General features: G+C 69.0%; 23 protein-coding genes and 2 pseudogenes. 16 read left to right on the forward strand and 9 right to left on the reverse strand.

The genetic code is table 11. The annotated features are described in order from the left end of the window. Window positions 1-52 precede the first annotated feature (52 nt). Complete coding sequence (locus tag ACZ4WS_RS45980) at window positions 53-430, forward strand: transposase (protein WP_467989963.1); 378 nt, start codon at window positions 53-55, stop codon at window positions 428-430. A gap of 143 nt (window positions 431-573) precedes the next feature. Here ACZ4WS_RS45980 and ACZ4WS_RS45985 read toward each other — a convergent pair whose 3' ends face one another. The 4 genes from ACZ4WS_RS45985 to ACZ4WS_RS46000 form a co-directional block, all read right to left on the reverse strand. Next, window positions 574-1,758, reverse strand: a complete 1,185-nt coding sequence (locus ACZ4WS_RS45985) for a low temperature requirement protein A (RefSeq protein ID WP_467989914.1) — start codon at window positions 1,756-1,758, stop codon at window positions 574-576. A 17-nt stretch (window positions 1,759-1,775) separates the two neighbouring features. Next, a complete protein-coding gene (locus ACZ4WS_RS45990) occupies window positions 1,776-2,717 on the reverse strand; it encodes an SDR family NAD(P)-dependent oxidoreductase (protein ID WP_467989916.1) in 942 nt (313 codons plus the stop codon). A 147-nt stretch (window positions 2,718-2,864) separates the two neighbouring features. Further along, window positions 2,865-3,752 carry an MBL fold metallo-hydrolase gene (locus ACZ4WS_RS45995; RefSeq protein WP_467989918.1) on the reverse strand — a complete coding sequence of 296 codons (888 nt, stop codon included), beginning with the start codon at window positions 3,750-3,752 and terminating at the stop codon, window positions 2,865-2,867. Between the two features lie 99 nt (window positions 3,753-3,851). Further along, window positions 3,852-4,835, reverse strand: coding sequence for an aldo/keto reductase (locus tag ACZ4WS_RS46000; protein WP_467989920.1), 984 nt, complete (start codon window positions 4,833-4,835; stop codon window positions 3,852-3,854). 97 nt (window positions 4,836-4,932) lie between these two features. On the opposite strand from ACZ4WS_RS46000, the gene ACZ4WS_RS46005 reads away from it, so the two are divergent. The 4 genes from ACZ4WS_RS46005 to ACZ4WS_RS46020 all read left to right on the forward strand — a co-directional run bounded on the left by ACZ4WS_RS46005 (window position 4,933) and on the right by ACZ4WS_RS46020 (window position 8,704). Beyond that, window positions 4,933-5,520: a TetR/AcrR family transcriptional regulator gene (locus ACZ4WS_RS46005; RefSeq protein ID WP_467989922.1), complete on the forward strand. Its 588-nt coding sequence runs from the start codon at window positions 4,933-4,935 to the stop codon at window positions 5,518-5,520. Between the two features lie 349 nt (window positions 5,521-5,869). Beyond that, the gene (locus ACZ4WS_RS46010) at window positions 5,870-6,046 is read left to right on the forward strand and encodes a hypothetical protein (protein ID WP_467989924.1); all 177 of its coding nucleotides are present in this window, start codon (window positions 5,870-5,872) and stop codon (window positions 6,044-6,046) included. 91 nt (window positions 6,047-6,137) lie between these two features. Further along, window positions 6,138-6,617 (forward strand): MarR family winged helix-turn-helix transcriptional regulator, encoded by a 480-nt coding sequence (locus tag ACZ4WS_RS46015; RefSeq protein WP_467989926.1) that lies wholly within the window; start codon window positions 6,138-6,140, stop codon window positions 6,615-6,617. Beyond that, window positions 6,614-8,704: an MFS transporter gene (locus ACZ4WS_RS46020; RefSeq protein ID WP_467989928.1), complete on the forward strand. Its 2,091-nt coding sequence runs from the start codon at window positions 6,614-6,616 to the stop codon at window positions 8,702-8,704. The genes ACZ4WS_RS46015 and ACZ4WS_RS46020 overlap by 4 nt, the downstream gene beginning before the upstream one ends. Here ACZ4WS_RS46020 and ACZ4WS_RS46025 read toward each other — a convergent pair. After that, window positions 8,674-9,023, reverse strand: a pseudogene (locus tag ACZ4WS_RS46025) (hypothetical protein); the annotation flags it as partial. The gene ACZ4WS_RS46020 and the pseudogene ACZ4WS_RS46025 overlap by 31 nt on opposite strands. A 467-nt stretch (window positions 9,024-9,490) precedes the next feature. After that, window positions 9,491-10,105, reverse strand: coding sequence for a TetR/AcrR family transcriptional regulator (locus ACZ4WS_RS46030; RefSeq protein WP_467989931.1), 615 nt, complete (start codon window positions 10,103-10,105; stop codon window positions 9,491-9,493). A 103-nt stretch (window positions 10,106-10,208) separates the two neighbouring features. On the opposite strand from ACZ4WS_RS46030, the gene ACZ4WS_RS46035 reads away from it, so the two are divergent. From ACZ4WS_RS46035 to ACZ4WS_RS46065, 7 genes are all read left to right on the forward strand, one after another. After that, window positions 10,209-11,378: an alpha/beta hydrolase family protein gene (locus ACZ4WS_RS46035; protein WP_467989933.1), complete on the forward strand. Its 1,170-nt coding sequence runs from the start codon at window positions 10,209-10,211 to the stop codon at window positions 11,376-11,378. A gap of 45 nt (window positions 11,379-11,423) precedes the next feature. Next, entirely contained in the window at window positions 11,424-12,074 is a 651-nt protein-coding gene (locus ACZ4WS_RS46040; RefSeq protein ID WP_467989935.1) for a carboxymuconolactone decarboxylase family protein, read from the forward strand. Between the two features lie 37 nt (window positions 12,075-12,111). Further along, window positions 12,112-12,684 (forward strand): carboxymuconolactone decarboxylase family protein, encoded by a 573-nt coding sequence (locus ACZ4WS_RS46045; protein ID WP_467989937.1) that lies wholly within the window; start codon window positions 12,112-12,114, stop codon window positions 12,682-12,684. A gap of 264 nt (window positions 12,685-12,948) precedes the next feature. Continuing rightward, on the forward strand, window positions 12,949-13,857 hold the full coding sequence (locus ACZ4WS_RS46050; RefSeq protein WP_467989939.1) for an MBL fold metallo-hydrolase: 909 nt from the start codon (window positions 12,949-12,951) through the stop codon (window positions 13,855-13,857). Window positions 13,858-13,977: 120 nt separating this feature from the next. Further along, a complete protein-coding gene (locus ACZ4WS_RS46055; protein ID WP_467989941.1) occupies window positions 13,978-14,913 on the forward strand; it encodes an MBL fold metallo-hydrolase in 936 nt (311 codons plus the stop codon). Further along, a complete protein-coding gene (locus tag ACZ4WS_RS46060; RefSeq protein WP_467989944.1) occupies window positions 14,910-15,632 on the forward strand; it encodes an alpha/beta hydrolase in 723 nt (240 codons plus the stop codon). The genes ACZ4WS_RS46055 and ACZ4WS_RS46060 overlap by 4 nt, the downstream gene beginning before the upstream one ends. After that, window positions 15,632-15,829, forward strand: coding sequence for a hypothetical protein (locus ACZ4WS_RS46065; protein ID WP_467989946.1), 198 nt, complete (start codon window positions 15,632-15,634; stop codon window positions 15,827-15,829). The genes ACZ4WS_RS46060 and ACZ4WS_RS46065 overlap by 1 nt, the downstream gene beginning before the upstream one ends. Window positions 15,830-15,982: 153 nt before the next feature. On the opposite strand, the gene ACZ4WS_RS46070 is transcribed toward ACZ4WS_RS46065, so the two are convergent. Both ACZ4WS_RS46070 and ACZ4WS_RS46075 read right to left on the reverse strand, forming a co-directional pair. Further along, the gene (locus ACZ4WS_RS46070; protein WP_467989948.1) at window positions 15,983-16,972 is read right to left on the reverse strand and encodes an aldo/keto reductase; all 990 of its coding nucleotides are present in this window, start codon (window positions 16,970-16,972) and stop codon (window positions 15,983-15,985) included. A gap of 50 nt (window positions 16,973-17,022) precedes the next feature. Then, window positions 17,023-17,610 (reverse strand): flavodoxin family protein, encoded by a 588-nt coding sequence (locus tag ACZ4WS_RS46075; protein WP_467989950.1) that lies wholly within the window; start codon window positions 17,608-17,610, stop codon window positions 17,023-17,025. 167 nt (window positions 17,611-17,777) lie between these two features. Here ACZ4WS_RS46075 and ACZ4WS_RS46080 point away from each other — a divergent pair, with 167 nt between their 5' ends. Beyond that, entirely contained in the window at window positions 17,778-18,506 is a 729-nt protein-coding gene (locus tag ACZ4WS_RS46080) for a TetR/AcrR family transcriptional regulator (RefSeq protein WP_467989952.1), read from the forward strand. After that, a pseudogene (locus ACZ4WS_RS46085) lies at window positions 18,476-18,847 on the forward strand (Tn3 family transposase); the annotation flags it as partial. The gene ACZ4WS_RS46080 and the pseudogene ACZ4WS_RS46085, both read left to right, overlap by 31 nt. 41 nt (window positions 18,848-18,888) lie before the next feature. Here the strand turns inward: ACZ4WS_RS46085 and ACZ4WS_RS46090 are convergent. After that, complete coding sequence (locus tag ACZ4WS_RS46090; RefSeq protein WP_467989954.1) at window positions 18,889-19,062, reverse strand: hypothetical protein; 174 nt, start codon at window positions 19,060-19,062, stop codon at window positions 18,889-18,891. Window positions 19,063-19,597: 535 nt separating this feature from the next. On the opposite strand from ACZ4WS_RS46090, the gene ACZ4WS_RS46095 reads away from it, so the two are divergent. Beyond that, window positions 19,598-20,029 (forward strand): Rrf2 family transcriptional regulator, encoded by a 432-nt coding sequence (locus tag ACZ4WS_RS46095; RefSeq protein WP_467989955.1) that lies wholly within the window; start codon window positions 19,598-19,600, stop codon window positions 20,027-20,029. Window positions 20,030-20,122: 93 nt separating this feature from the next. Further along, a complete protein-coding gene (locus tag ACZ4WS_RS46100; protein WP_467989957.1) occupies window positions 20,123-20,875 on the forward strand; it encodes an SDR family NAD(P)-dependent oxidoreductase in 753 nt (250 codons plus the stop codon). The last annotated feature ends 91 nt before the right edge of the window (window positions 20,876-20,966 follow it).

Raw genomic sequence — 20,966 nt, forward strand, 5'->3', positions numbered from 1 at the left:
AGCATGGCAGTACCTCCTGTAGGCGAGTGCGAACCGGCCCGAACTCCTCGATCTGCTCGGCGTCGGACCGATTACCGCCGCCCAGGTCCTGGTCAGCTGGTCACACCCGGGCCGGTGCCGGTCCGAAGCGGCGTTCGCCTCCTTCGCGGGCGTCTCACCGATCCCCGCGTCCTCAGGGCTGACCAACCGGCACCGGATCAACCGCAGCGGCGATCGGCAGCTCAACCGGGCCCTGCACACCATCACCCTGATCCGGATGCGGCTCGACCCGGCCACGAAGACCTACGTCGCCCGCAGAATCGCCGATGGCAAGACCTCCCGCGACGCACAACGCTGCCGCAAGCGAGCCATCTGCCGACAGCTCTTCAAGATCCTCGAACGCTCCGACCGCAGCGGAACGAAGCTCAAAGATCTTCCTCAAGCAGCTTGACGCGATATAGCAGCCTCGGGGGCAGGCGCTCGATGAAACCCGAGATCCCCGCCCCGACTTTGAAGACGATCTCTAACGCCGGTTGTCGTCCTGGCGCTCCGTGACCCCGGGCGCTTCCTCGGCGTCGGATCGCTCTTCGTGGGTCAGTCGGTATGCCACCGCGAGTCCCCAGGGGATACCGAGGAGGAGGACGAGGGCGAGGCCGAGAACGAGGGGAGCCGGGCGTGCGGCACCGACGCCCACGCACACGACGGCCACGACGACGCAGGTGCGGGCCAGCGGCCGGTAGAGCCCACGGTCCAGGCGCCAGACGCGCAGGAGGTCGCCAGCACCATCGTCGCGCAGAGCACGACGGCCGCGCCCCCGCAGAGCACCCAGGCCGTGGCGGCGGGGGTCCGGCTGTCGTGGGCGTGCTCGACGAGGCCGACCATCGCGGCGCCCATGGCGGCCACCGCGGCCGTGAGCGGCAAGTGAACCAGCATCCACTGCACGGTGCTCGCGCGTGTGGGCCTCGCCCGCCGGTGTCCGGCGAAGTCGAAGTATGTCCACCAGGCACCGAAGCCGATGACGACGGCGACGAGCCCGACGGCGAGGGTGAGCGCGTTGGTCGGCTCGTGGGCCAGTCCGTCGACCACTCCGGTCACGGTCTCGCCGAGCACGATGATGATGAACAGCCCGAACCGTTCGGTGAGCGCGTCGGTCACGCTGAACGCGACTGCCTGTACCGGGGTGGCCGTACCGATCATGACCGCGAACCCCGCCAGGTAGGCGACGGCCAAAAGGCCCCACGTCAGCACGCGGACGCCTGCGGGCAGGGCGGCGCTCGCGGCCAGGACGGCTGCGCAGACGGCCGTACCGGTCACGAACAGCGTGCTGGGACGGTGGAATTCGGGGCTGTCACCGCGTGCGGCAAGCAGCCACAGCACCGCCAGCACCGCGAACAGCACCCCCGCGTCCACGGCGAACGCAACTCCGCGTGTGCCGCCGGCCTCGGGGATGAAGGCACCCAGCGGGACGAGCACGAGGATCTGCAGCAGGAACATGCTCCGGCCGCGTGCATCCTCATACCCGTGCAGTTCGTGGTGGAGACTGCCGTTGAGCCAGGCGATCCACACCAGGGCGAACACCGTGGCGAACTCACCCAGCCCGCGCCAGGTGAGGTGCTCGGCGAAGTGGTGGGCGGCCTGGGCGACCAGCACGACCACGACCAGGTCGTAGAACAGTTCGAGCGGGCCGACCACCCGCTCGCGCGGCTGCTCGCCATGGGCGCGCGGGGGCTGCCACAGCTGACGGCGCAGCCGGGCCCACTGCTCGTGTCGCGAGGTCATGCCGGCAGCGTAGATCTCTAGCGGACGAGATCCTCGGACACGGCCCACAGCCGGGCCGCGTTCTCCCGATCCAGGGCGTAGGGCGCGACGCCGGCGACGGCACCGGCTCGCTCGGCGACCGGCTCGGCCTGCGCACAGTCCTCGAAATAACGGCCGGTGATGCCCTCCACCGTCGGCGACGCTGCCAACAGCACCGAGGTCGCGGCGCCCTGCTCCACCGTCTTCTGCGGTGGCAGTGCGAGTTCGCCCGAGGCGATGAAGTCGGCCACCTGCTGCATGTCCATGTGCCGGGCCAGGGACGTGTCCGCGATGTTGCCCGGCATCAGCGCGTTGGCGGTGATGCCGTCGTCGGCCCATCGCTCGGCGGCCCCGACGGCGAACAGGACGTTGGCGGTCTTCGACTGCCCGTAGGAGGTCCAGGGGTCGTACGGGCGGAAGCGGTAGTCCAGGTCGTCGAAGACGACCGGTGAGAAGAGGTGACCGATCGAGGCGACCGAGACGATCCGTGCGCCGTCCGCCGCCGCGAGTGCCGGGTGGAGGCCGACGGCGAGGGCGAAGTGGCCCAGGTGGTTGACGCCGAACTGCGTTTCCCGGCCGTCAGGTGTGCGGGTGAGTTCCGGCGGGGCCATGACCAGGATGTGCAACGGGCCGTGCCAGGCGTCCACGAACGCCGCGACCGTCGACCGGTCGGCCAGGTCGAGCCGTCCCACTGTCAACTGTCCCGATTCGGGCGGCAGTTCCTTCTCCAGGCGCGCCGCCACGCGGGCACCCGCGTCGGTGTCCCGCACGGCCAGGGTGACATCGGCGCCCGCTGCGGCGAGCGCCCGGGCCGTCTCCACCCCGATTCCGGAACTGGCTCCGGTCACCACGGCCCGGCGGCCGTGCAGGTCGACGCCGTCGATTACCTCGGCGGCGGTTGTGCTTGCCCCGAACGTGTGGGGCGTCTGAGGTACGGACATGAGGTGAGTCTCCTGATACGAGTGACTTGAGAAGAGCGAGGGCCGCAACGTGTGTGGCTCACTTGCCGATCGCGTTCGGCGCCTCGGCGATGGGGGTTGGGCGCAGGGCGCGGCGGGGCCGCATCCGGGACGGCAGGTCCGGTCGGGTTACCGGGAAGACGGCGCGCCGCCGACGGGAGCCCACGCGTGCGCGTCGCCCACCGACGTGACACGGCCGAACACGCCGTCCGTGAAGTGCCCGGCAGCGATCACGGTGTCCGGCCGCTGCAGCACGTGGTCGCGCACCGCTCGGGCCTGGTCCGGAACGACGTCGGAGGAGAACACCAGAGCGGGGTCGCCGACCTGAGCCGGGGAATGAAGGATGTCTCCCACGATGTAGGTCGATTCGGTACTGACCCCCGATGGGTCCCGAACGACGATCGCGAGGTGTCCGGGGGTATGCCCGGGTGTGGCCTCGACGGTCACTCCGGGCGCGATCGTGTCGCCGCTCCTGACGAACTCGACGACGCCGTCGAGTGGCTTGAGCACTGCCTCGGCGTCCGGTCCGCCCATGGTCGCCGTCCTCGTCGACCAGTACTGCCACTCGTCTTGCGACATGAGGTGGCGTGCTCGGGCGAAGGTGAGGCCGGTGGGCGAGTTCGTTGCCGGCGCGTTCGGGAGCGGTGCGACATCGCTCGTCCAACCGACGTGATCGAGGTGCAGATGGGTGTACACCACCGTGTCGATGTCGTCGGTGGACAGTCCTTCCGCGGCGAGGTTCTGAAGAAGCGCACCGCCCTTGAGGTGAGCGACGCCGGGCACGTCCACGTCGATCTTCCCTACGGCCAGATCCACGAGAATCTTCTGGTCCCCGGCGCGTATCAGGAAGGATCCGAACGAGAGGATGAGCTGCCCGTCTTCGAGGTGGCCGGGGCGCGCCGTCCAGTCCACGCCGGGGAACAGGACGTCTGGATTGTGTGCGCCGGAACCGTCGGGGAGATAGGTGATCGTCGTGCCGCCGACGGTGATCCGGGACCGTATGGCCGGCTGGGGCATGGGGGCCTTCGAGACGCGAGGGCTTGGGGCTGTGAGTGTGGAGGGGGTGCGGGGGTGTTCTGGTCCCGCGATGGGATCTTGTGAGGCGCCGGCCGGCTCTCAGCCGTTGAGCGTTCCCATCAGCTCGGGTGCGTAGCGGTCGCCGGTGACCACGCCGTGCGGGGCGACCGCCTCAATCGCGGCGATGTCGTCGGTGGTCAGGGTCACCTCGGTCGCGGCGACGTTCTCCTCGAGGTAGCGGCGGCGCTTGGTGCCGGGGATGGCGACGGCGCCTTGGTGCAGGACCCAGGCGAGCGCCAGCTGGGAGGGTGTGACGTTCTTGTCGGACGCGATGCGGCGGACCTCGCGGACGACGTCCAAGTTGCGGTCGAAGTTCTCGCCCTGGAAGCGGGGGTCGGTCCGGCGCCAGTCGTCCTCGGCGAAGTCGTCGGGGCTGGTGATCGCGCCGGACAGGAAGCCGCGCCCCAGCGGGGAGTAGGCGACCAGGCCGATCCCCAGCTCCTGCAGCGTGTCCCGCACCCCGTCCTGTTCGATGCCGCGCTCGAAGAGCGAATACTCGGTCTGGACGGCGGCGAGCGGGTGGACGGCGTGGGCACGCCGGATGGTCTGCGCGGAGGCCTCGCACAAGCCGATGTGGCGGATCTTGCCTTCGGCGACCAGCTCGGCCAGGGCGCCGACGGTTTCCTCGATGGGCATCTTGGGGTCGATGCGGTGCAGGTAGTACAGGTCGACGTGGTCGGTGCCCAGGTGCCGCAGCGAGCGTTCGAGGGCCCGGCGGACGTACTCGGGCCGGCCGTTGAGATCGAGCAACCGGCCGTCGTCGGTGATCTCGATACCGGTCTTGGTCGCGACCACGGCGGCCTCCCGGCGCCCTGCCAGCGCCTTGCCGAGGAGCTGCTCGTTGATGAAGGGGCCGTAGCTCTCGGCGGTGTCCAGCAGGGTGACGCCGAGCTCCAGCGCGCGGTCGATGGTGGCCAGGGACTCGGTCTCGTCGGTGGCGCCGTAGAACGCGCTCATGCCCATGCAGCCGAGGCCTTGGGCTCCGACGGTCAGGCCCTGGCCGCCCAGTGCGCGGTGTTCCATAAGAGTTCCTTCCATAACTAACTGGATAGATACATGACCGTAGACCCGCGAGTCCCCCATGTCAATAACTAGATAGTTACTTGCTAGGGTGGCAGCCATGCCACGGGATTCCAGCGCCACCAAGGCCCGGCTGCTCGACGCCGCCTTCACCGAATTCGCCGCCTACGGCATCGCCGGTGCCCGAGTAGACCGGATCGCGGAGGCCGCGGGGGCGAACAAGCGGCTGATCTACGCCTACTTCGGCAATAAGGAACAGTTGTTCGACGAGGTTTTGCAACGGGCACTGACGGCGGGTGCCGAGTCGGTACCGTTCGACGTCGAGGACCTGCCCGGATACGCAGGCGCGATCTTCGACCACCTCGTCGCCCGGCCGGACCTGATGCGCCTGCGCCTATGGAAACTTCTGGAGCGCCCCTCCGCCACCGGACCTGAACCGGACGCCTTCCGACGCAAAGCCGCCGAAGTGGCCGACGCGCAGCAGCGTGGCGAGGTCGCCCAGGAGATGGAACCTGCCGATCTCCTGACCATGGTTCTCGCCGCGGCCCAGGCGTGGTTCTGGGCCGCCGAGGGCGTCACCCCCGAGGAGGTCAGCCAGTCCTGGTCGCCGCAGCGGCTGGCCCTGCACCGCTCGGCAGTCGTCGAGGCCGCCCGCCGGATGAGCGAGCCGAAGACCGCCGGCGCGTAGCAGCTTCATAGGCGCGCACGCACGCACGGCGTACGGCGGGTCTGTCTCTCTCAAGACGGGAAGACGGGGTGGGCGCGCGGCCGGCCGGTTCCGAACGTGGCCGCTGTCGGGCCCGGCCCGCCGCCCCACCAGAGCCTTACGCGAGTCGCATCATCAGCAAGCTCCGCGCTGCGCAGCGCGAAAGGCATTTTCCCCCTACGCCACGAGAAGGGGCACACCCGCGCGCACGTCCAGCACGAAAGCAACTACCACCTCACGGCCGGCGCCGACCGCCTCGCCGCCTTCGACGCCTTCTGTTCCGTCGAACTCGTCGCCCCGCCCCCCTGTTGCGATCGTCGGGCGTGAGGCGGTGGCGTCCTGGATGGGTGTGGAGGCGTTCCAGGAGGCCCGCGGCCCGAAGGTGTCGCTCTGGACCGACGGTGCCGTGCACAACGACCTCTACGACGAGGGCGCCTGTGTCACGCCCGTGGTCAAGGGGCTGTCCGGCTTCTTCAGTGCCCGCCTGGCGCCCGACGCTGAGCGCTGAGCGACGCCCGCCCCCGGCGGCTCGTCTCACCCCACCGTAAAACTCCTCAAGTAACTTTACAAAGTTACTTGAGGAGTTTTACGGTGGGCGCATGAACACGAACCCCCGGCCGCAGCAGCCCGCCGTGTCTGCTGCGACCGCACAGCGTCTCCAGGACGCGATGAAACGGCTGCGCGCACGCCTGCGCGCGGAGTCGGGGCAGAACGCGACCGGTCTGACCGTCACGCAGCTCGGCGTACTGGTGAGCGTCATACGGGAGGGCCCCGTCACCATGGCCCGGCTCGCCGCGCTGGAGCACGTCACCGCGCAGGCCATCGCACAGAGCCTGACGGTGCTCAAGGCCGCCGGCCTCGTCCACAGCGAGCCCGACCCACTGGACGGCCGCAAGAAGCTGATCAGCGCCGACACCTCCGCGACCGAGCTGATCGACCGGGTCATGGCGGGTCGTGCCTCGTTCCTGGCGCGCGCCATCGACCAGGTGGTCGCCCCCGACGAACGCGAAGACGTGGAGAAGGCCATCGAGCTCCTGGAGCGGCTCGCCGAAGCGGACCTGAGTGGCGGCGGTATATGAGTACCGCCGTCAGTCGGGGCGACGCTTCGGCGCGCGATCTGAAGCGCACGTCCTTCGCCTGGCCCTTCACCACCCCGCTCTACGTGGGTTCCGCCCTCAACCCGATCAACAGCTCCATCATCGCGACCGCCCTGGTGCCCATCGCCACACAGCTGCACGTCTCGGTGGGCGCCACCGCCGTCCTCGTCTCCTCTCTGTACCTGGCCAGTGCCGTCGCCCAGCCCACCGCGGGCAAGCTGGCCGAGGTTCTCGGCCCGCGCCGGATCTTCCTCTCCGGCATCGTGCTGGTCCTGCTCGGCGGCCTGGTCGGCGGCCTCGGCCAGAACCTGGCGATGCTGACCGTCGCCCGGGTCCTGATCGGCATCGGCACCTCGGCCGCCTTCCCCTGCGCGATGGTGCTGATCCGGGGCCGCGCCGAGGAGGCGGGCATGGACGCGCCGCCGGGCGGGGTCCTCGGCGGCCTCGCGATCGCGGGCATGGCCACCACCGCCGTCGGCCCGCCGATCGGCGGACTGCTGGTCGGCGCCGCAGGCTGGCGCTGGGCCTTCTTCATCAACATCCCGGTCACCGCGATCGCGCTGGTGATGGCCGTACGCTGGCTGCCCAAGGACCCCGCACTCGACCGCGCGGACAGCAGCCTCCGCAAGATCGCCGACCGGATCGACCTGACCGGCATCCTGGGCTTCGCCCTGTCGATGACCGCACTGGTCGTCTTCCTGATGGGCCTTCCCCACGTCAAGTGGGTCGCGCTCACCGTCTTCGTCGTCGCCGCGATACCCACGGTCGTATGGGAGTTGCGCAAAACCGCGCCGTTCTTCGACTTTCGCGAACTCGCCGCCAACGGCGCCCTTGCCCGCACCTACCTGCGACAGGCCCTCACCCTGCTCGGCGTCTACACCGTGATGTACGGCATGACCCAGTGGATGGAGGCCGCACACGGACTCTCCACTGTGACGGCGGGACTCCTGCTGCTGCCGATGGGTGCCGTCTCCGCGCTGCTGTCGCGCCCGCTCGCCAGCCGCAACCTGATGCGTGGACCGTTGATCGTCGGGGCCGTGGCCATGGTGCTCGGCTCGGGCGGCATCATGCTGCTCAGCTCGCACAGCCCGGCGATCGCGATCGTCCTGGTCTCCCTGATCTTCGGCGTCATATCGGCCGCCACCACGGTCGGCAACCAGACCGCGCTCTACCTCGCGGCGCCACCCGACCGGATCGGTACCGCCTCCGGTCTGTTCCGGACCTTCGGATACCTCGGAAGCATTACCTCCGCCGTGATCGGCAGCATCGTCTTCCGCGACGGTGCGAGCGACCACGGCCTGCACACCCTCGGCCTCGTACTGGTCGCGGCGGCCGTCGCCGTCCTCCTGCTGACCGTCCTCGACCGCCGGCTGATGGCCCGCAAGGCGGACCGCCAGACCGGCATCTCGAATCGCACCAACACCCCTACAACCACTGCGAACGCAGCGATACCCCCGCAAGGAGAACCACGCATGACCACCCCCGCCCTCCCCGAGATCGACCCCAAGCGGACCGCCCTGCTGGCGATGGACTTCCAGAATGGGATCGTCGCGGTCGCCCCCGAGCCCGACGCGCTCGTCGAGCGGGTCAAGGGCGCGATAGCCGACGTCCGCGCCGCCGGTGGCACCATCGGCTACGTCCGCGTCGCCTTCACCGAGGACGACTGGGCCAAGGTCCCGGAGACCAATAAGACCTTCAGCGCGGTCGCCGCGGCGAAGATGATGCACCATGAGGACGACGTCACTCAGATCGACGAGCGGATCGCCCCCGAGGACGGTGACATCGTCGTCCGTAAGATCCGCTTCGGCTCGGTCTCCACCACCGACCTCCACCAGCAGCTGCGCGACCGCGGCATCGACACCCTGATCCTCTCCGGCATCAGCACCGGCGGTGTCGTCCTGTCCACGCTCATCGACGCCGCCGACCGCGACTACCGCGTCTACGTCCTGACCGATGGCGTTGCCGACCCCCACCCGGAGGTCAACCGGGTTCTGGTCAACGAGGTGTTCCCGTCCCGTGCCCACCTGATCGACACGACTCAGCTGCCCGAGCTGCTCAAGGCCGCCTGACACGGCAACCGTTCCTGAACACTGAGCTGGAGTGAGTCCTGTTGCCAGGACCCATGCTCAGCCGCACGCCCCGAACGGTGTTGGGCGTGCTGGTCCCCTGCGTTCGCTCCACGGTCGGGCGGCGCGCATCGTGTGCGCGGTCCCGGGACGGGGGGGCGGGTTTCCTCGCGCCCTCGGGCGCCCGATGGGGCCTGGGCGGTCCGATGCCCCCAGCATCGCTCTGGTGCTGCGGGGGCGGTGCCGTCCGTCGCCGGATCGGGCACCCGAGGGCGCGCCTGCCGATCGCGATGCCGGCCGCCGCGTGGCGGGTCATCTCGCGGTCCGGTGTGGAGATGAGGCGCTTGTGCGCAATCTGGAACGACCCCGGTTCGGCAGACAGGTCCCCCCTCGGCGAGCCGGTGCGGTACCTCCACGCGATGGCTTCAGCTCACCAGGCTCACCCTCGCCAGCGCCGTCCTCACCGCAGAAGACGGCCGCTCAGCACAGGGCCTGTCTGCCGCCGACAATGTCGTACCGTTGCGACGGCCACCCATCTGAACGCGGTGGTTTTGCCGGCGAGGGCGGCATCGATCGTGCCCGAGGCGTACGACCCGAAGCTCGACGTGGATTTCACGCGCGACGACTTCATCGAAGCTGCCTGACTAGGGATCCCGTGTACCCGTACGGCGTATCATCGCGGCGCGCCGACTAGGGTGTTCACATAAAGTCGCTAGATGGTGACTCTGCGCAAAGCAGGATCAACGGCAGCACTGCGCCCGCCGTCGAAGTCCGCCGTTCGCCCGTCGGTTAGCGGATGGCCGCTCTCAACGCCGCCTCGATCGCGTTGGTCAGCGTTTCCAGATACTCGTCGTCACTGCGGCCCTGTAGGACCAGTACACGGAATGCGAGCGGGGCGATCAGCAGGTCGGTGCCGAGGTCCAGGTCCAGCCCGGGGGGCAGTTCGCCGCGGTCGATCGCGCCCTGCAGGATCGTGCGCGCCGCCGCCCGCCGCGGTGCGGTCACTGCGGTGTAGATCCCTTCCGCCAGCGCGTCGTCGTGACTGGCCTCGGCGAGCAGTCCGGCCGCGATCCTGGCCAGCAGCGGATTGGACAGTTGGCTGCGGAAGGTGGCGAGCAGCTCGCGCAGATCGGTGCGCAGGGCGCCCGTAGCCGGCGCGGGCGGGATCGCGTCGGCGACCCTGCTGCGGATCAACTCGGTGACCATCGCCTGCTTCGAGGACCAGCGCCGGTAGAGCGCGGCCTTCCCCACGCCGGCACGCCGGGCCACCGCCTCCATCGACATCCGCGTATACCCGGCCTCGGCGAGTTCGGCGAGGGCCGCCTCGGTGATCGCCTCGGTCACCCGCTGCCGCAGGACCGCCCCGCCGGTCGCCAGCCTGGTCTCTTTCCGCTCCACTGTCATGCCCCCAAGCATAGCGAACGGAACGGGTCCGTTCCGTGTGTTAGCCTTGGGCGAACAAGACGGAACGCATCCGTTCCGTTCCATTCTCGGAAGGGAGCTCACGATGAAATTCCTCTACGACGACGAGTCCTTCTCCTTCGAGGCACTGCGCGCCGCGGGCTATGCCGCCTACGCGGGCGCCGACCTGGGCGAGGTCCTGGTCACCTGCCGGCAGATCCCGGAGGGCGACGAGGAGGCCTGGTCGGCCCAGTGGGCCGCGACGGCGGCGCGCATCGAGCGCATCGGCCGGGACGCGCTGGGCGCCGGTCACCGGGTCAGCGCCCGGGAGGCGCTGCTGCGCGCGTCCAACTACTACCGGACCGCCGACTTCTACCGCCGCGAGGACCCCGCCGCGGACGCCGAGTCGGCCCGGCTGGCCCGGGCCTCGCAGCAGACCTTCGCGGACGCGGCCGCGCTGCTCGACACCCCCGCCCGCGCCCTGCGCATCCCGTACGAGGACACCACGCTGCCCGGCTACCTCTTCCTGGTCGACGATTCGGGCACCCCGCGCCCCACCCTCATCTACCACGGCGGCTACGACTCCACCCTCGAGGAGAACTACTTCGCGCTGGCCGCGGGCGCGCTGCGGCGCGGCTACAACGTCATCGCGTTCGACGGCCCCGGCCAGGGCAGCACCGTCCGCGAGCAGGGCCTGCACTTCCGCCCGGACTGGGAGGCCGTGGTCACCCCGGTCGTCGACTTCGCGCTCACCGTGCCCGAGGCGGACGACCAGCGACTCGTGCTGGTCGGCACGAGCCTGGGCGGCTACCTCGCCGCGCGGGCGGCCGCCTTCGAGCACCGCCTCGCCGCGTGCGTGCTGCACGACGGCACCTGGGACTTCCACACGGTTATCGCCGCACTCGCCGACCGTGCCGCTGCTATGCCCGGCGGTATCGAGGCGTTGATGGCGCACAACACCCAGGTGCGGTGGATCGTGCGCAACGGCCGCTGGACCCTCGGCGTGTCCGGTCTCGACGAGATGGTCAAGGCGACCGAGGGGTACACGATGGCGGGTATCGCCGACCGCATCACCTGCCCGACGCTCGTCCTCGACGCCGAGAACGACCAGTTCTTCAAGGGGCAGCCGCAGCGTCTGTTTGCCGAGCTGACCTGCAAGAAGGAGCTGATCTCCTTCCGTGAGGACGAGGGCGCAGGCGAGCACTGCCACGAGGGTGCGATGTTCCTGTTCCACCAGCGCACCTTCGACTGGCTCGACACCGCACTCGCCGGCTGACCTCGCAGCCTGCTGCGGCACGGGGCTGACCCCCGGCCCGCCGTCATGTCCCCGACGAACCGAACCAACAGTCCGTTTCATCTCATAGCGGATCACCTTCAGACAAAGGAGATCGTGATGCGGCTACCGCTGATCCGCCCGGCCGAACTAAGTCCCCGGCAGCGGGCTCTGTACGACGCCTTCGAGGGGATGGTCGAGGCCGATGAGTACACGGGCTTCGAGGTGCGCAACGCCGAGGGTGCGTTTGTCGGGCCGTGGGGCGTGATGCTGCACTTCCCGGACCTGGCGCAACCGCTCGGTCTCTTCGTCGACCTCGCCCAGCGGCTGCCCGGACTTTCCGAGCGTGCGCGACAGGTCGTCATCCTGACCATCGGTGGGCGCTTCAACGTGGCGTACGAGATGTACGCGCACGCCAAGCTGGCATCACGGGCCGGACTGCGGCCGGATCAGGTAGCGACGCTGTGCACGGGCGGGCGCCCGTCCGACCTCACCGAGGAGGACGTGCTCGCGGCTGACGTCGCGACCGCACTGATCGCAGGAGGCCCTGTGCCCGGGCCGCTGTACGACATCGTCGTCGAGACGCTGGGACGGGAAGCTTTCGACGCGATCGTGTTCATCACCATCCACTACCTGGCGCTTGGGACCCTTCTCAATGCCTACGACGTGCCGGCCGGAAGCCCGAGCTCAGGAAATTGACGGGGCCCGAAGTGGCCCCGGAAGGAAGGGAATCTCCATGTTTGATGATTCCGCAGACTTCGGGACGTTCGGCCGTTACGTGGAGACGCCGGTCGAGGAGATGCCGCCGGCCATGCGCAGCGCCTACGACCTCACGCTGAAGCTGCGCGGCTTGGTGCCCGGCCCTCACAAGATCTGGCTGGCCAACCCCAAGCTGCTGACGGCGATCGTGCCGACCGGAGCGTACTTTCAAACGGACTCGTCGCTGTCGAAGGCAGAAATCGAGATCGTCACCAACCTCGTCACCGGCCGCTGGCTTACGGCGTACGCCAACTACGAACACGAGAAGATCGGTGTGGCACTGGGCGGCCTGGATCCACAGAAGGTCGAAGCCCTCATCGCTGGCCTCCCGACCTCGTTCGACGACCCCCGACAGCAGATCGTCTACGAACTCGCCTCAACCCTCGTGCAGCCGCGCGTGGTCCCCGTCGGCCTGTACCACCGGGCCAAGGACACGATCGGCCAGGAGGGCATCGTCGATCTCACCGTGCTGATGGGCTGGTTCACCGCTGTCTCGCTGACCCTCGCCGCCTTCGACGTGCCCTCGAACGCTGTCGGCCTGAAGCAATAGCCCGTCCCGAACAGCGATCAGTGAGTGATCGTGAAGATCGATGCGGTACTGCCCGTCGCGCCCCACACCTTCGAGGCCCAACACCAGGCGGCCTGAAAACGCCGCGTCTGCATCGCGGCACAGGCGCCCGCTCCCGGCCCCACCCCCTCCAACCGGCGCCGGCCGGCGCGTGCCCGGATCCCCGCCTCGCGGCCCCGTAACGATCCGATGGGACGGTCAGCCCTGCGTACACCCAGCAGCGGTACACCGAAAGGAGACGAAACGATGAAGAAATCCAAGCTCCCCATGCCCTCCCCTCTGCCCGCGTCGATCCCGGTCCCCGAGGCCAGGCCGCCGGCCGAGATGGACCTCGTCGCGGTGCCGACCGGCGTCAACCACAGGACCGCCGCCTACGCCTACACCGGCGGATCCATCTTCGACAAGCGTGACTTCTACATCGGAGCCGCGCTCATCAAGCATCCCCAGGGTGATCTCCTGGTCGACTCCGGCTTCGGACGCGACATCGCGAAGCAGATCGCCACCATGCCCCGCTTCTTCCAGAAGATCACCAAGTACGATGTCTGGAAAACCGCTGCTGACCAACTGAAGGCAGCAGGTTACGACTTCAGCCAGCTGTCCGGGATCCTGCTGACCCACGCCCACTGGGATCACATGAGCGGCATCCCCGACTTCCCCGGCCTGCCGGTCTGGGTCTCCCCGCGCGACCGAGCCGCGTTCTACAGCCACGAGATGTTCGGCAACTTCCGCGGCTACTTTCAGGAAACCCCGTTCAACTGGCGGGATTTGACCTTCGAGGGTGGGCCCTACCTCGGCTTCCCCCGCCACCACGACGTATACGGCGACGGCTCGATCGTCTGCGTCCCGGCCCCCGGACACACGCCGGGCAGCATCATCGTCTTCGTGACATTGCCGAACCAGGTGCGCTACGCCCTGGTCGGAGACCTCGTGTGGCAACGCGAAGGCCTCACACGCCGCCTGGAGCGCCCGTTCCTCATCAGGCGCCTGGGAGACTTCGACAACGAAGGCAACCGCCAGAACATCCTCAAAATGGTTTCGATCATGCAGCGCATCCCCGGCTTGATCGTGGTGCCGGCCCATGACCAGCGCGCCTTCGCCGAAATGAACCAACTGCCGAACGTCACCACCAAGGGCGTAATCCTTACAGCTCAGTGAACTGCCCGGCGGCTGAGCCTGATGTTTGACCCGGCTGCTGTTTCAGACGAACGTGCCCGGCCAGCGCCTGATTCCGTGACGTGGATCTACCAGTGCACACCCCCAGAGGACCGACTGATCATGAGCACTCAACCGGCCACCGAACCGACCGCCACCCCCTCCTGGACCGTGGGTGACGTCACCGTCCACCGCATCGACGAGACCCTCTTGCCGCCCGCCACCGGACCGTGGCTGCTGCCCGGCGCCACCCCCGACCTCGTCGCCGCACAGGACTGGCTGCACCCCCACTTCGCCGACGACGAGGGCACCCTGCACATCGCCAGCCACAGCTTCGCGTTCACCCTCGGCGGCCTGCGCATCCTGGTCGACACCGGTATCGGCAACGGCAAGGAACGGGCCAACCCCGCCTGGCACCACCTGGACACCGACTACCTGCAGCGCCTGGCCGCCGCGGGATTCCCCCCGGACTCGGTCGACCTGGTGATCCTCACCCACCTGCACGCCGACCACGTCGGCTGGAACACGCGGGAGGTGAACGGTGAGTGGGTTCCCACCTTCCCCCACGCCCGCTACCTGACCTCCCGCACCGAGCGGGAATTCTGGACCGGCTACGACATGGACGAGGCACGCAGGCAGATGTTCCGCGACTCCGTGATCCCCCTCGAGCAGGCGGGCCTGCTCGACCTCATCGACCTCCCGCCCGACGGTGCGGTGATCGCGGCCGGCCTGCGACTGCTGCCCACCCCCGGCCACACCCCCGGCCACCTCGCCGTCGAGCTCACCAGCCAGGGCGAAACGGCGCTGATCACCGGCGACTCCATCCACCACCCCGTCCAACTCGCCCACCCCGCCATCGGCGCCTGCGTCGACATCGACCCCGAGCAGTCCGAGGCCACGCGCCGCACACTGCTCGACTCACTTGCCGACACGGACACCCTCGTCCTGGGCACCCACTTCGCACCGCCCACCGCCGGCCGCGTGATCGCACACCAGGACACCTACCGCCTCCTGCCCGTCCCCCCAACCGGACGCCCACCCCGGAGGAAGCAATCATGAGCCAACCCACCCGCCTCGACGTCGAGTTCCCGGCCCCCGACGGTCTGATCCTGCGCGGAAGGCTCTCTTTTCCCGACGGCCCTGGCCCGCATCCAGCGATCACCATGGCCCACGGATACGGCGCAGTGAAAGAACAGACGCTCCTGCGCCTCGCCGACCTGTTCACCGGGGCCGGCTTCGCCGTCCTGGTCCACGACCACCGCACCTTCGGCGCCAGCGACGGCACCCCGCGCCAGGACATCAACCCCTGGAAGCAGATCGAGGACTGGCGGCGCGCCCTCACCTATCTGGAAGCCCGCCCCGAAGTCGACGCCGACCGCATCGGCCTGTGGGGATCCAGCTACGCCGGCGGACACGCCCTCGTGCTCGGCGCCACCGACCGCCGCCTGAAGGCCGTCGTCGCCCAGGTACCCACCATCAGCGGCTTCGAGCAGTCCAAGCGCCGCGTCGCCCCCGACAACCTCCCCGCCCTGGAAGCCGCCCTCGGCGCCGACGAACGCGCCCAACTGGCCGGTGAACCACCGCACACCCAGGCCCTGGTCAGCGCCGACCCGGCCGTCGCCGCCTCCTACCGGGCTCCGGACGCCGTCAGCTACTACCTCCAACAGCTCCCCGAGGGCACCCGCTGGGACAACTCCGTCACCGTCCGCTCCACCCGCAAGGCGCGTATGTACGAGCCGGGCGCGTTCGTCGACCGCGTCTCGCCCACCCCGCTCTGATGATCGTCGGGAAGCAGGACACCGTCACACTGACCGACACTGCTCTCGCCGCCTACAACCGGGCGCTGCATCCCAAAGAGCTGGTGATGCTCTCCGGCGGGCACTTCAGCCCGTACACCACCGAGTTCGCTCAAGCCTCGGTCGCAGCCACCGACTTCTTCCGCAGCCACCTGGCACCGAACACAAGCCGACAGTAGGACGCGGCGGATCGCTGAGCCCCCGTCAGCGGACGACGGTCAGCAAAGCGTGGTCCCCTCCCCGAGGCGCGGGACGATAGTCGGCGGTAGGAAGGAACGGTGAAGGATAGCGACGAACCGCTCGTACCGGATTCGTCTGTCCCAGGGTGGGTCTCAGATCCAGGTGGGCACGTGCCCCTCGGTGTAGCGGGCGCCGAAGCCGCCCTGAGGCAGGATCTCGTCGATGGCCTTGAGGTCGGTGTCGGTGAGGGTTAGGTCGGCGGCGCCGGCGTTTTCCTCGATGCGCTTCGGGCTGCGGGTGCCGGGGATCGGCACGATGTGCTCGCCCCGGGTCAGGAGCCAGGCCAGGGCCAGCTGGGAGACGGTGGCACCCTTGGCCGCCGCGAGCTCGGCGAGCCGGTCGACGGCTTCGACGTTCTTCTCGAAGTTGCCCGGCTGCCAGCGCGGGTCGACGTTGCGCATGTCGGTGGCTTCGTACTGGCCGGCGGGCCTGGCGGTGCCGGTGATGAACCCGCGGCCGAGAGGGGAGTAGGCGACGAAGCCGATACCGAGTTCGTCCAGGGTGGGGAAGAGCTGCTCGACGTCCCGTTCGAACAGGGAGTACTCGGTCTGCAGGACGGAGACCGGCTGCACGGCGTGCGCTGTGCGGATCGTTGCGGGTCCGGCCTCGCTGAGGCCGAAGTACTTCACCTTGCCCGCGTCGATCAGCTCCTTGACGGTGCCCGCGACCTCCTCGATGGGCACCTCGGGGTCGACGCGGTGCTGGTAGAAGACGTCGATGTGATCCACACCGAGGTGGTGCAGGCTGTTGTCGGCGACCTTGCGGATGTTGTCGGGCCGGCTGTTGAGAGCGCCGCCGATCTGCTCGGGCGGCACGGACATGTCGACGCCGAACTTGGTGGCCAGGACCACGTCGTCGCGGAAGTCCCTGACCGCCTTGCCGACCAGGATCTCGTTGGATCCGGTGCCCCAGCCGTACATCTCGGCGGTGTCGAAGAAGGTGATGCCCAGGTCGTGCGCGCGGCGGAGGGCGGCGACGCCGGCCTCCTCGTCGGTGGGTCCGTAGGCCATCGTCAGGCCCATCGCGCCGTAGCCGATCGCCGAGACCTCAAGGCCCTGGCTTCCCAGTGTCCGGTGCTGCATGACGCACTCCTCTGAAAGAAACTAAAGGCAATTTTTGGCGGACCGTGGTGTCAGTGCGCTGCGGCGGTCAGTCCGGCGCGGTGGATGCGGGTGTGCTCGGCGACGCGTCGGCCGAGGTGGCGGGCGGTGTTCAGGTCTGCGTCGTGGACCGCGGGGGTGTCGTTGAAGCTTTGTGCGCCGACGCCGAGGTAGAAGCCGAGGCGGTTGTCGTCCTGGGGGCTGGATGTGGTGGTGTTCCAGCCCGGCAGGAGGTTCAGGCTCACCCAGAGCATTCCGTGCTGGGCCGCCAGGAGCGAGAGGTACTGCAGGGTGTGCAGCTTGTCGCCGCTCATGGAGCCGGAGTTGGTGAATCCCGCCGCGAGCTTGTCGCTCCAGGCGCGGGTCATCCACCGCTTGCTGCTGGCCTCGGCGAAAGCGTGGAACGCCCCCGACGCGGTGCCCATGTAGGTGGGGGTGCCGAAGATGATGGCGTCCGCAGCGTCCATCAGTTCCCAGTCGACGTCGCTGAGGGAGGCGACGTCCACGCGGTGGACGTGCGTCTCGGCGATGGAGCGCGCACCGTCGGCCACGGCCGTGGCGATCTGCGCGGTGTGGCCGTAGCCGGAATGCGACGCGATGACGATCGAGATATCGGACATAGGTGTTCCTCTCCTGCCGCGATGGCGGCGTGTTCGATGGTGGTGCCGGCGGACGACGAGCTGCCCGCTGCGGCCGTCGGCCGCACTGCATCAGCATGGATCGCCGTTCCGCTTTCGAGCGTATCACCGATAAGGCGGCGATACGCGAAATGGGATATCGTTGTTCCATGAACGAGGGACGACGCGCCGCGCGGCGCCAGGTGCTGCAGGTGGCCGCCAAGCTTTTGGAGGAGGGCGGCAGCGAGGCGGTCTCCACGCGCGCTGTCGCTGCAGCCGCGGGCATCACGGCCCCCGCGCTGTACCGGATGTTCGACGACAAGGACGGACTCCTGGCCGAGCTGGCCGCCTACGGGTTCGAGATGTACCTGGCCGAGAAACGGGAGGCACTGGCGCTGACCCCCGACGACCCGGTGGCCGACCTCTACCGCGGCTGGGACCTGCACGTCGACTTCGGAGTGCAGCACCCCGCGTTCTACATGCTCATGTACGGCACTGTGCAGCCCGGGCGGCGGCCCCCGGCAGCGGACGAGGCGCACGCCCTGCTGGTGACACTGCTGGGCCGGGCGGCCGACGCCGGGCGCCTTCGGGTTCCGGTGGAGCAGGCGACCCGCGTCATCCACGCGGCGACAACGGGTGCCACGCTGGCGCTGATCGGCGAAGAGCCCTCGGAACGGGACCTGACCACTTCGGCACGGCTGCGGGACACCGTCATCGCCTCGATCACCACGGACTCCCCCGCCTCATCCGGGTCGGACCTGGCCTCGCGCGCACTCGCCCTCGATGCCGCACTTCAAACCGCGCTCACCACCGGGCCCCCGGCCGCGGGCGCCGGGCTACCTCTGCGAGACACGGAGACGGCTCTGCTGCGCGAATGGCTGCAACAGCTGACAGGCTGAACCGGCCGCCTGCTCCGCAGGAGGGCCGCCACGCGCTCGCCCGGAAGATCTTCCACGGCCGCGCCGGACGGCTCTACCAGCACTACCAGGAAGGCGTTGAGGACCAGATCGGCGCGCTCGGCCTGGTCCTCAACCCTCTGGTGCTGTTCAACACCCGCTACGTGGACGCCGCCGTGGTCCAACTCCGCGCCGAGGGCTTCGATGTCCGCGAGCAGGACATCGCCCGCCTCTCCCCGTTCGTGCGCCACCACGTCAACATGCTCGGCCGGTACTCGTTTCTACTCCCCGAGATGCCCGGCGGCCTGCGTCCGCTGCGCGATCCGTCCGGGGCCGAAACATGACCTGACCGTCACCCGACGCCCGGCCCGCGGTGGCGTGCAGGTCAGCCCAGATTGCCCTTCTTGAAGCTGAAGGCGGTCTCGTTGTCAGGGGCGTTGAGAACCATGCCGACCGTGATCTTGCACTGGGTTCCGGGCTTGTCGACAATCCACATCAGCCCACCGCCGGGGTGCTTGATGCGGTAGGTGTTCTCGGCGCCCTCCACGGGCTCCAGCACCCAGGACACCTGCTCCCCCTGTACGTGCTTCTGGAAAGCGGCCAGTTCCCCCCGTCGCGATGCCGCTCGGGTACCTTCCGGCCGACAGCTGGTAGCCCGGCCCCTCGGGGATGACCTGCCAAAGGAAGCCGTCGACGTCCGTCTTGGTGTAGATACGCGGGATGTCCTCGAAGTCGTCCGGGTGCCCGATCAGGGTGCCGACGACGTCATCACCATTCGTGATCTTGCACTCGCCGGGCTCCAGCGTCACTCCTGAGGTGTGGGGATGAAGGTGCTGGCGGCCTGGCGTCAGGGGCCGGGAATGCGGCGGCCAGCATCTCGCCGCCGCTGCGGGCGGCGCCCGCGGCGGCGTGCTCGACGGCATGGGGCAGGAATGCGAGCCGGGAGCCCGTCCTGCTGTGGGTGAAGAAGGCCAGGTACACGCGCCAGACGGGCTGACGAGGCCGGTCCGGCCGGCCGCGCGGGATTTGCCGCATGCAGTTGTAACAACTATCGTTACGACTAGAACCGAGGGGCGAGGGAGGTTGAGTCCGACGTGAGTGCCAACAGCAGGCTGACCATCGCGGCGCACTCCCTGACGTGGATCGGGCTGTATCAGCGGCGTGGCCACGAGGTCGCCACCTCCGAGCAGATCGCGGCGAGCGTCAACACCAACCCGGTGGTGATCCGCCGCCTGCTGGCCAAGCTGAGCAAGGCCGGCCTGGCCGATTCGCGGCGGGGGGCGGGGGCGGGCTGGATGCTCGCGCGGGACCTGGCGGCGATCACCCTGCTCGACGTCTACCAGGCGATCGAACCGGGACCGGTCTTCGCCCTGCATCGAGCGGCACCGGACCCCGAGTGCGTCGTGGGCCACGGCATCGGGCCGGCAATGACCGCCGTGTACGACGATGTGGAGGCCGCCCTGCGCAGGGAGCTGGCCAAGACCACGCTGGAGGACGTGCTGCGGGACGTCTTGAAAGCCGCCTGACCTCGGACCGTCGACTTCCCCCGATCGAGGGGGATCGCATTTTGCACCCATCGATGTAACAAAAATGGTTACATCAAGAAATTGGAGAGTGTCATGGGACAGCTGGACGACAAGACCGCCCTCGTCACCGGCGCCTCCAGCGGCATCGGCCTGGCGATCGCCCGCCGTTTCGCCGCCGAGGGCGCGACCGTCTACCTGACCGGGCGCCGCAAGGCCGCGCTGGACGCCGCCGTCGCGCAGGTCGGCGCCCGCGGCATCGCCATCCAGGGCGATGCCGCGGACCTCGGCGACCTCGACCGGCTCTTCGCCGAGATCGCGAACCGCAGCGGCCGCCTGGACATTGTGGTGGCCAACGCCGGGGTCGGGGACTACGGCCCGCTCGGCGCGATCACCGAGGAGGAGTACGACCGCACTACCTCGATCAATCTCAAGGGCACGGTCTTCACTGTCCAAAAGGCGCTGCCGCTGCTGACGGCCGGCGCCTCGGTGATGCTGCTTTCCTCCAGCGCGGCCCTGCGGGCCGCCCCTGGCCTGGGCATCTACGCCGCTACCAAGGCCGCGATCCGCAGCCTCGCCCGCACCTGGGCCGCGGAACTGGCCGGCCGAGGAATCCGCGTCAACACCCTCACCCCGGGCCCTGTCGAGACGCCGGGCGGGGACGAGCTCCGCGCCGCTTTCCCGCACGGCGATCGGCCCACCGCGGCCGAGCCCGCCCCACCGACCCCGCTCGGCCGCGCCGGCCATCCCGACGAGGTCGCCGCCACCGCCCTCTACCTGGCCGGCGACCAAAGCACTTTCACCACCGGCGCGGAACTGTTGGTCGACGGCGGTGCCACACAGCTCTAGTAGGACTCCGTTACGTCTGCGTCTCGGTCCTGTTTGGGGGCATGTTGGGGGTGTGGACGCACATGAAGTGAACCGGGCTCGGGCGAAGTTG

This window comes from Streptomyces sp. NPDC029292 (genome assembly GCF_055569295.1).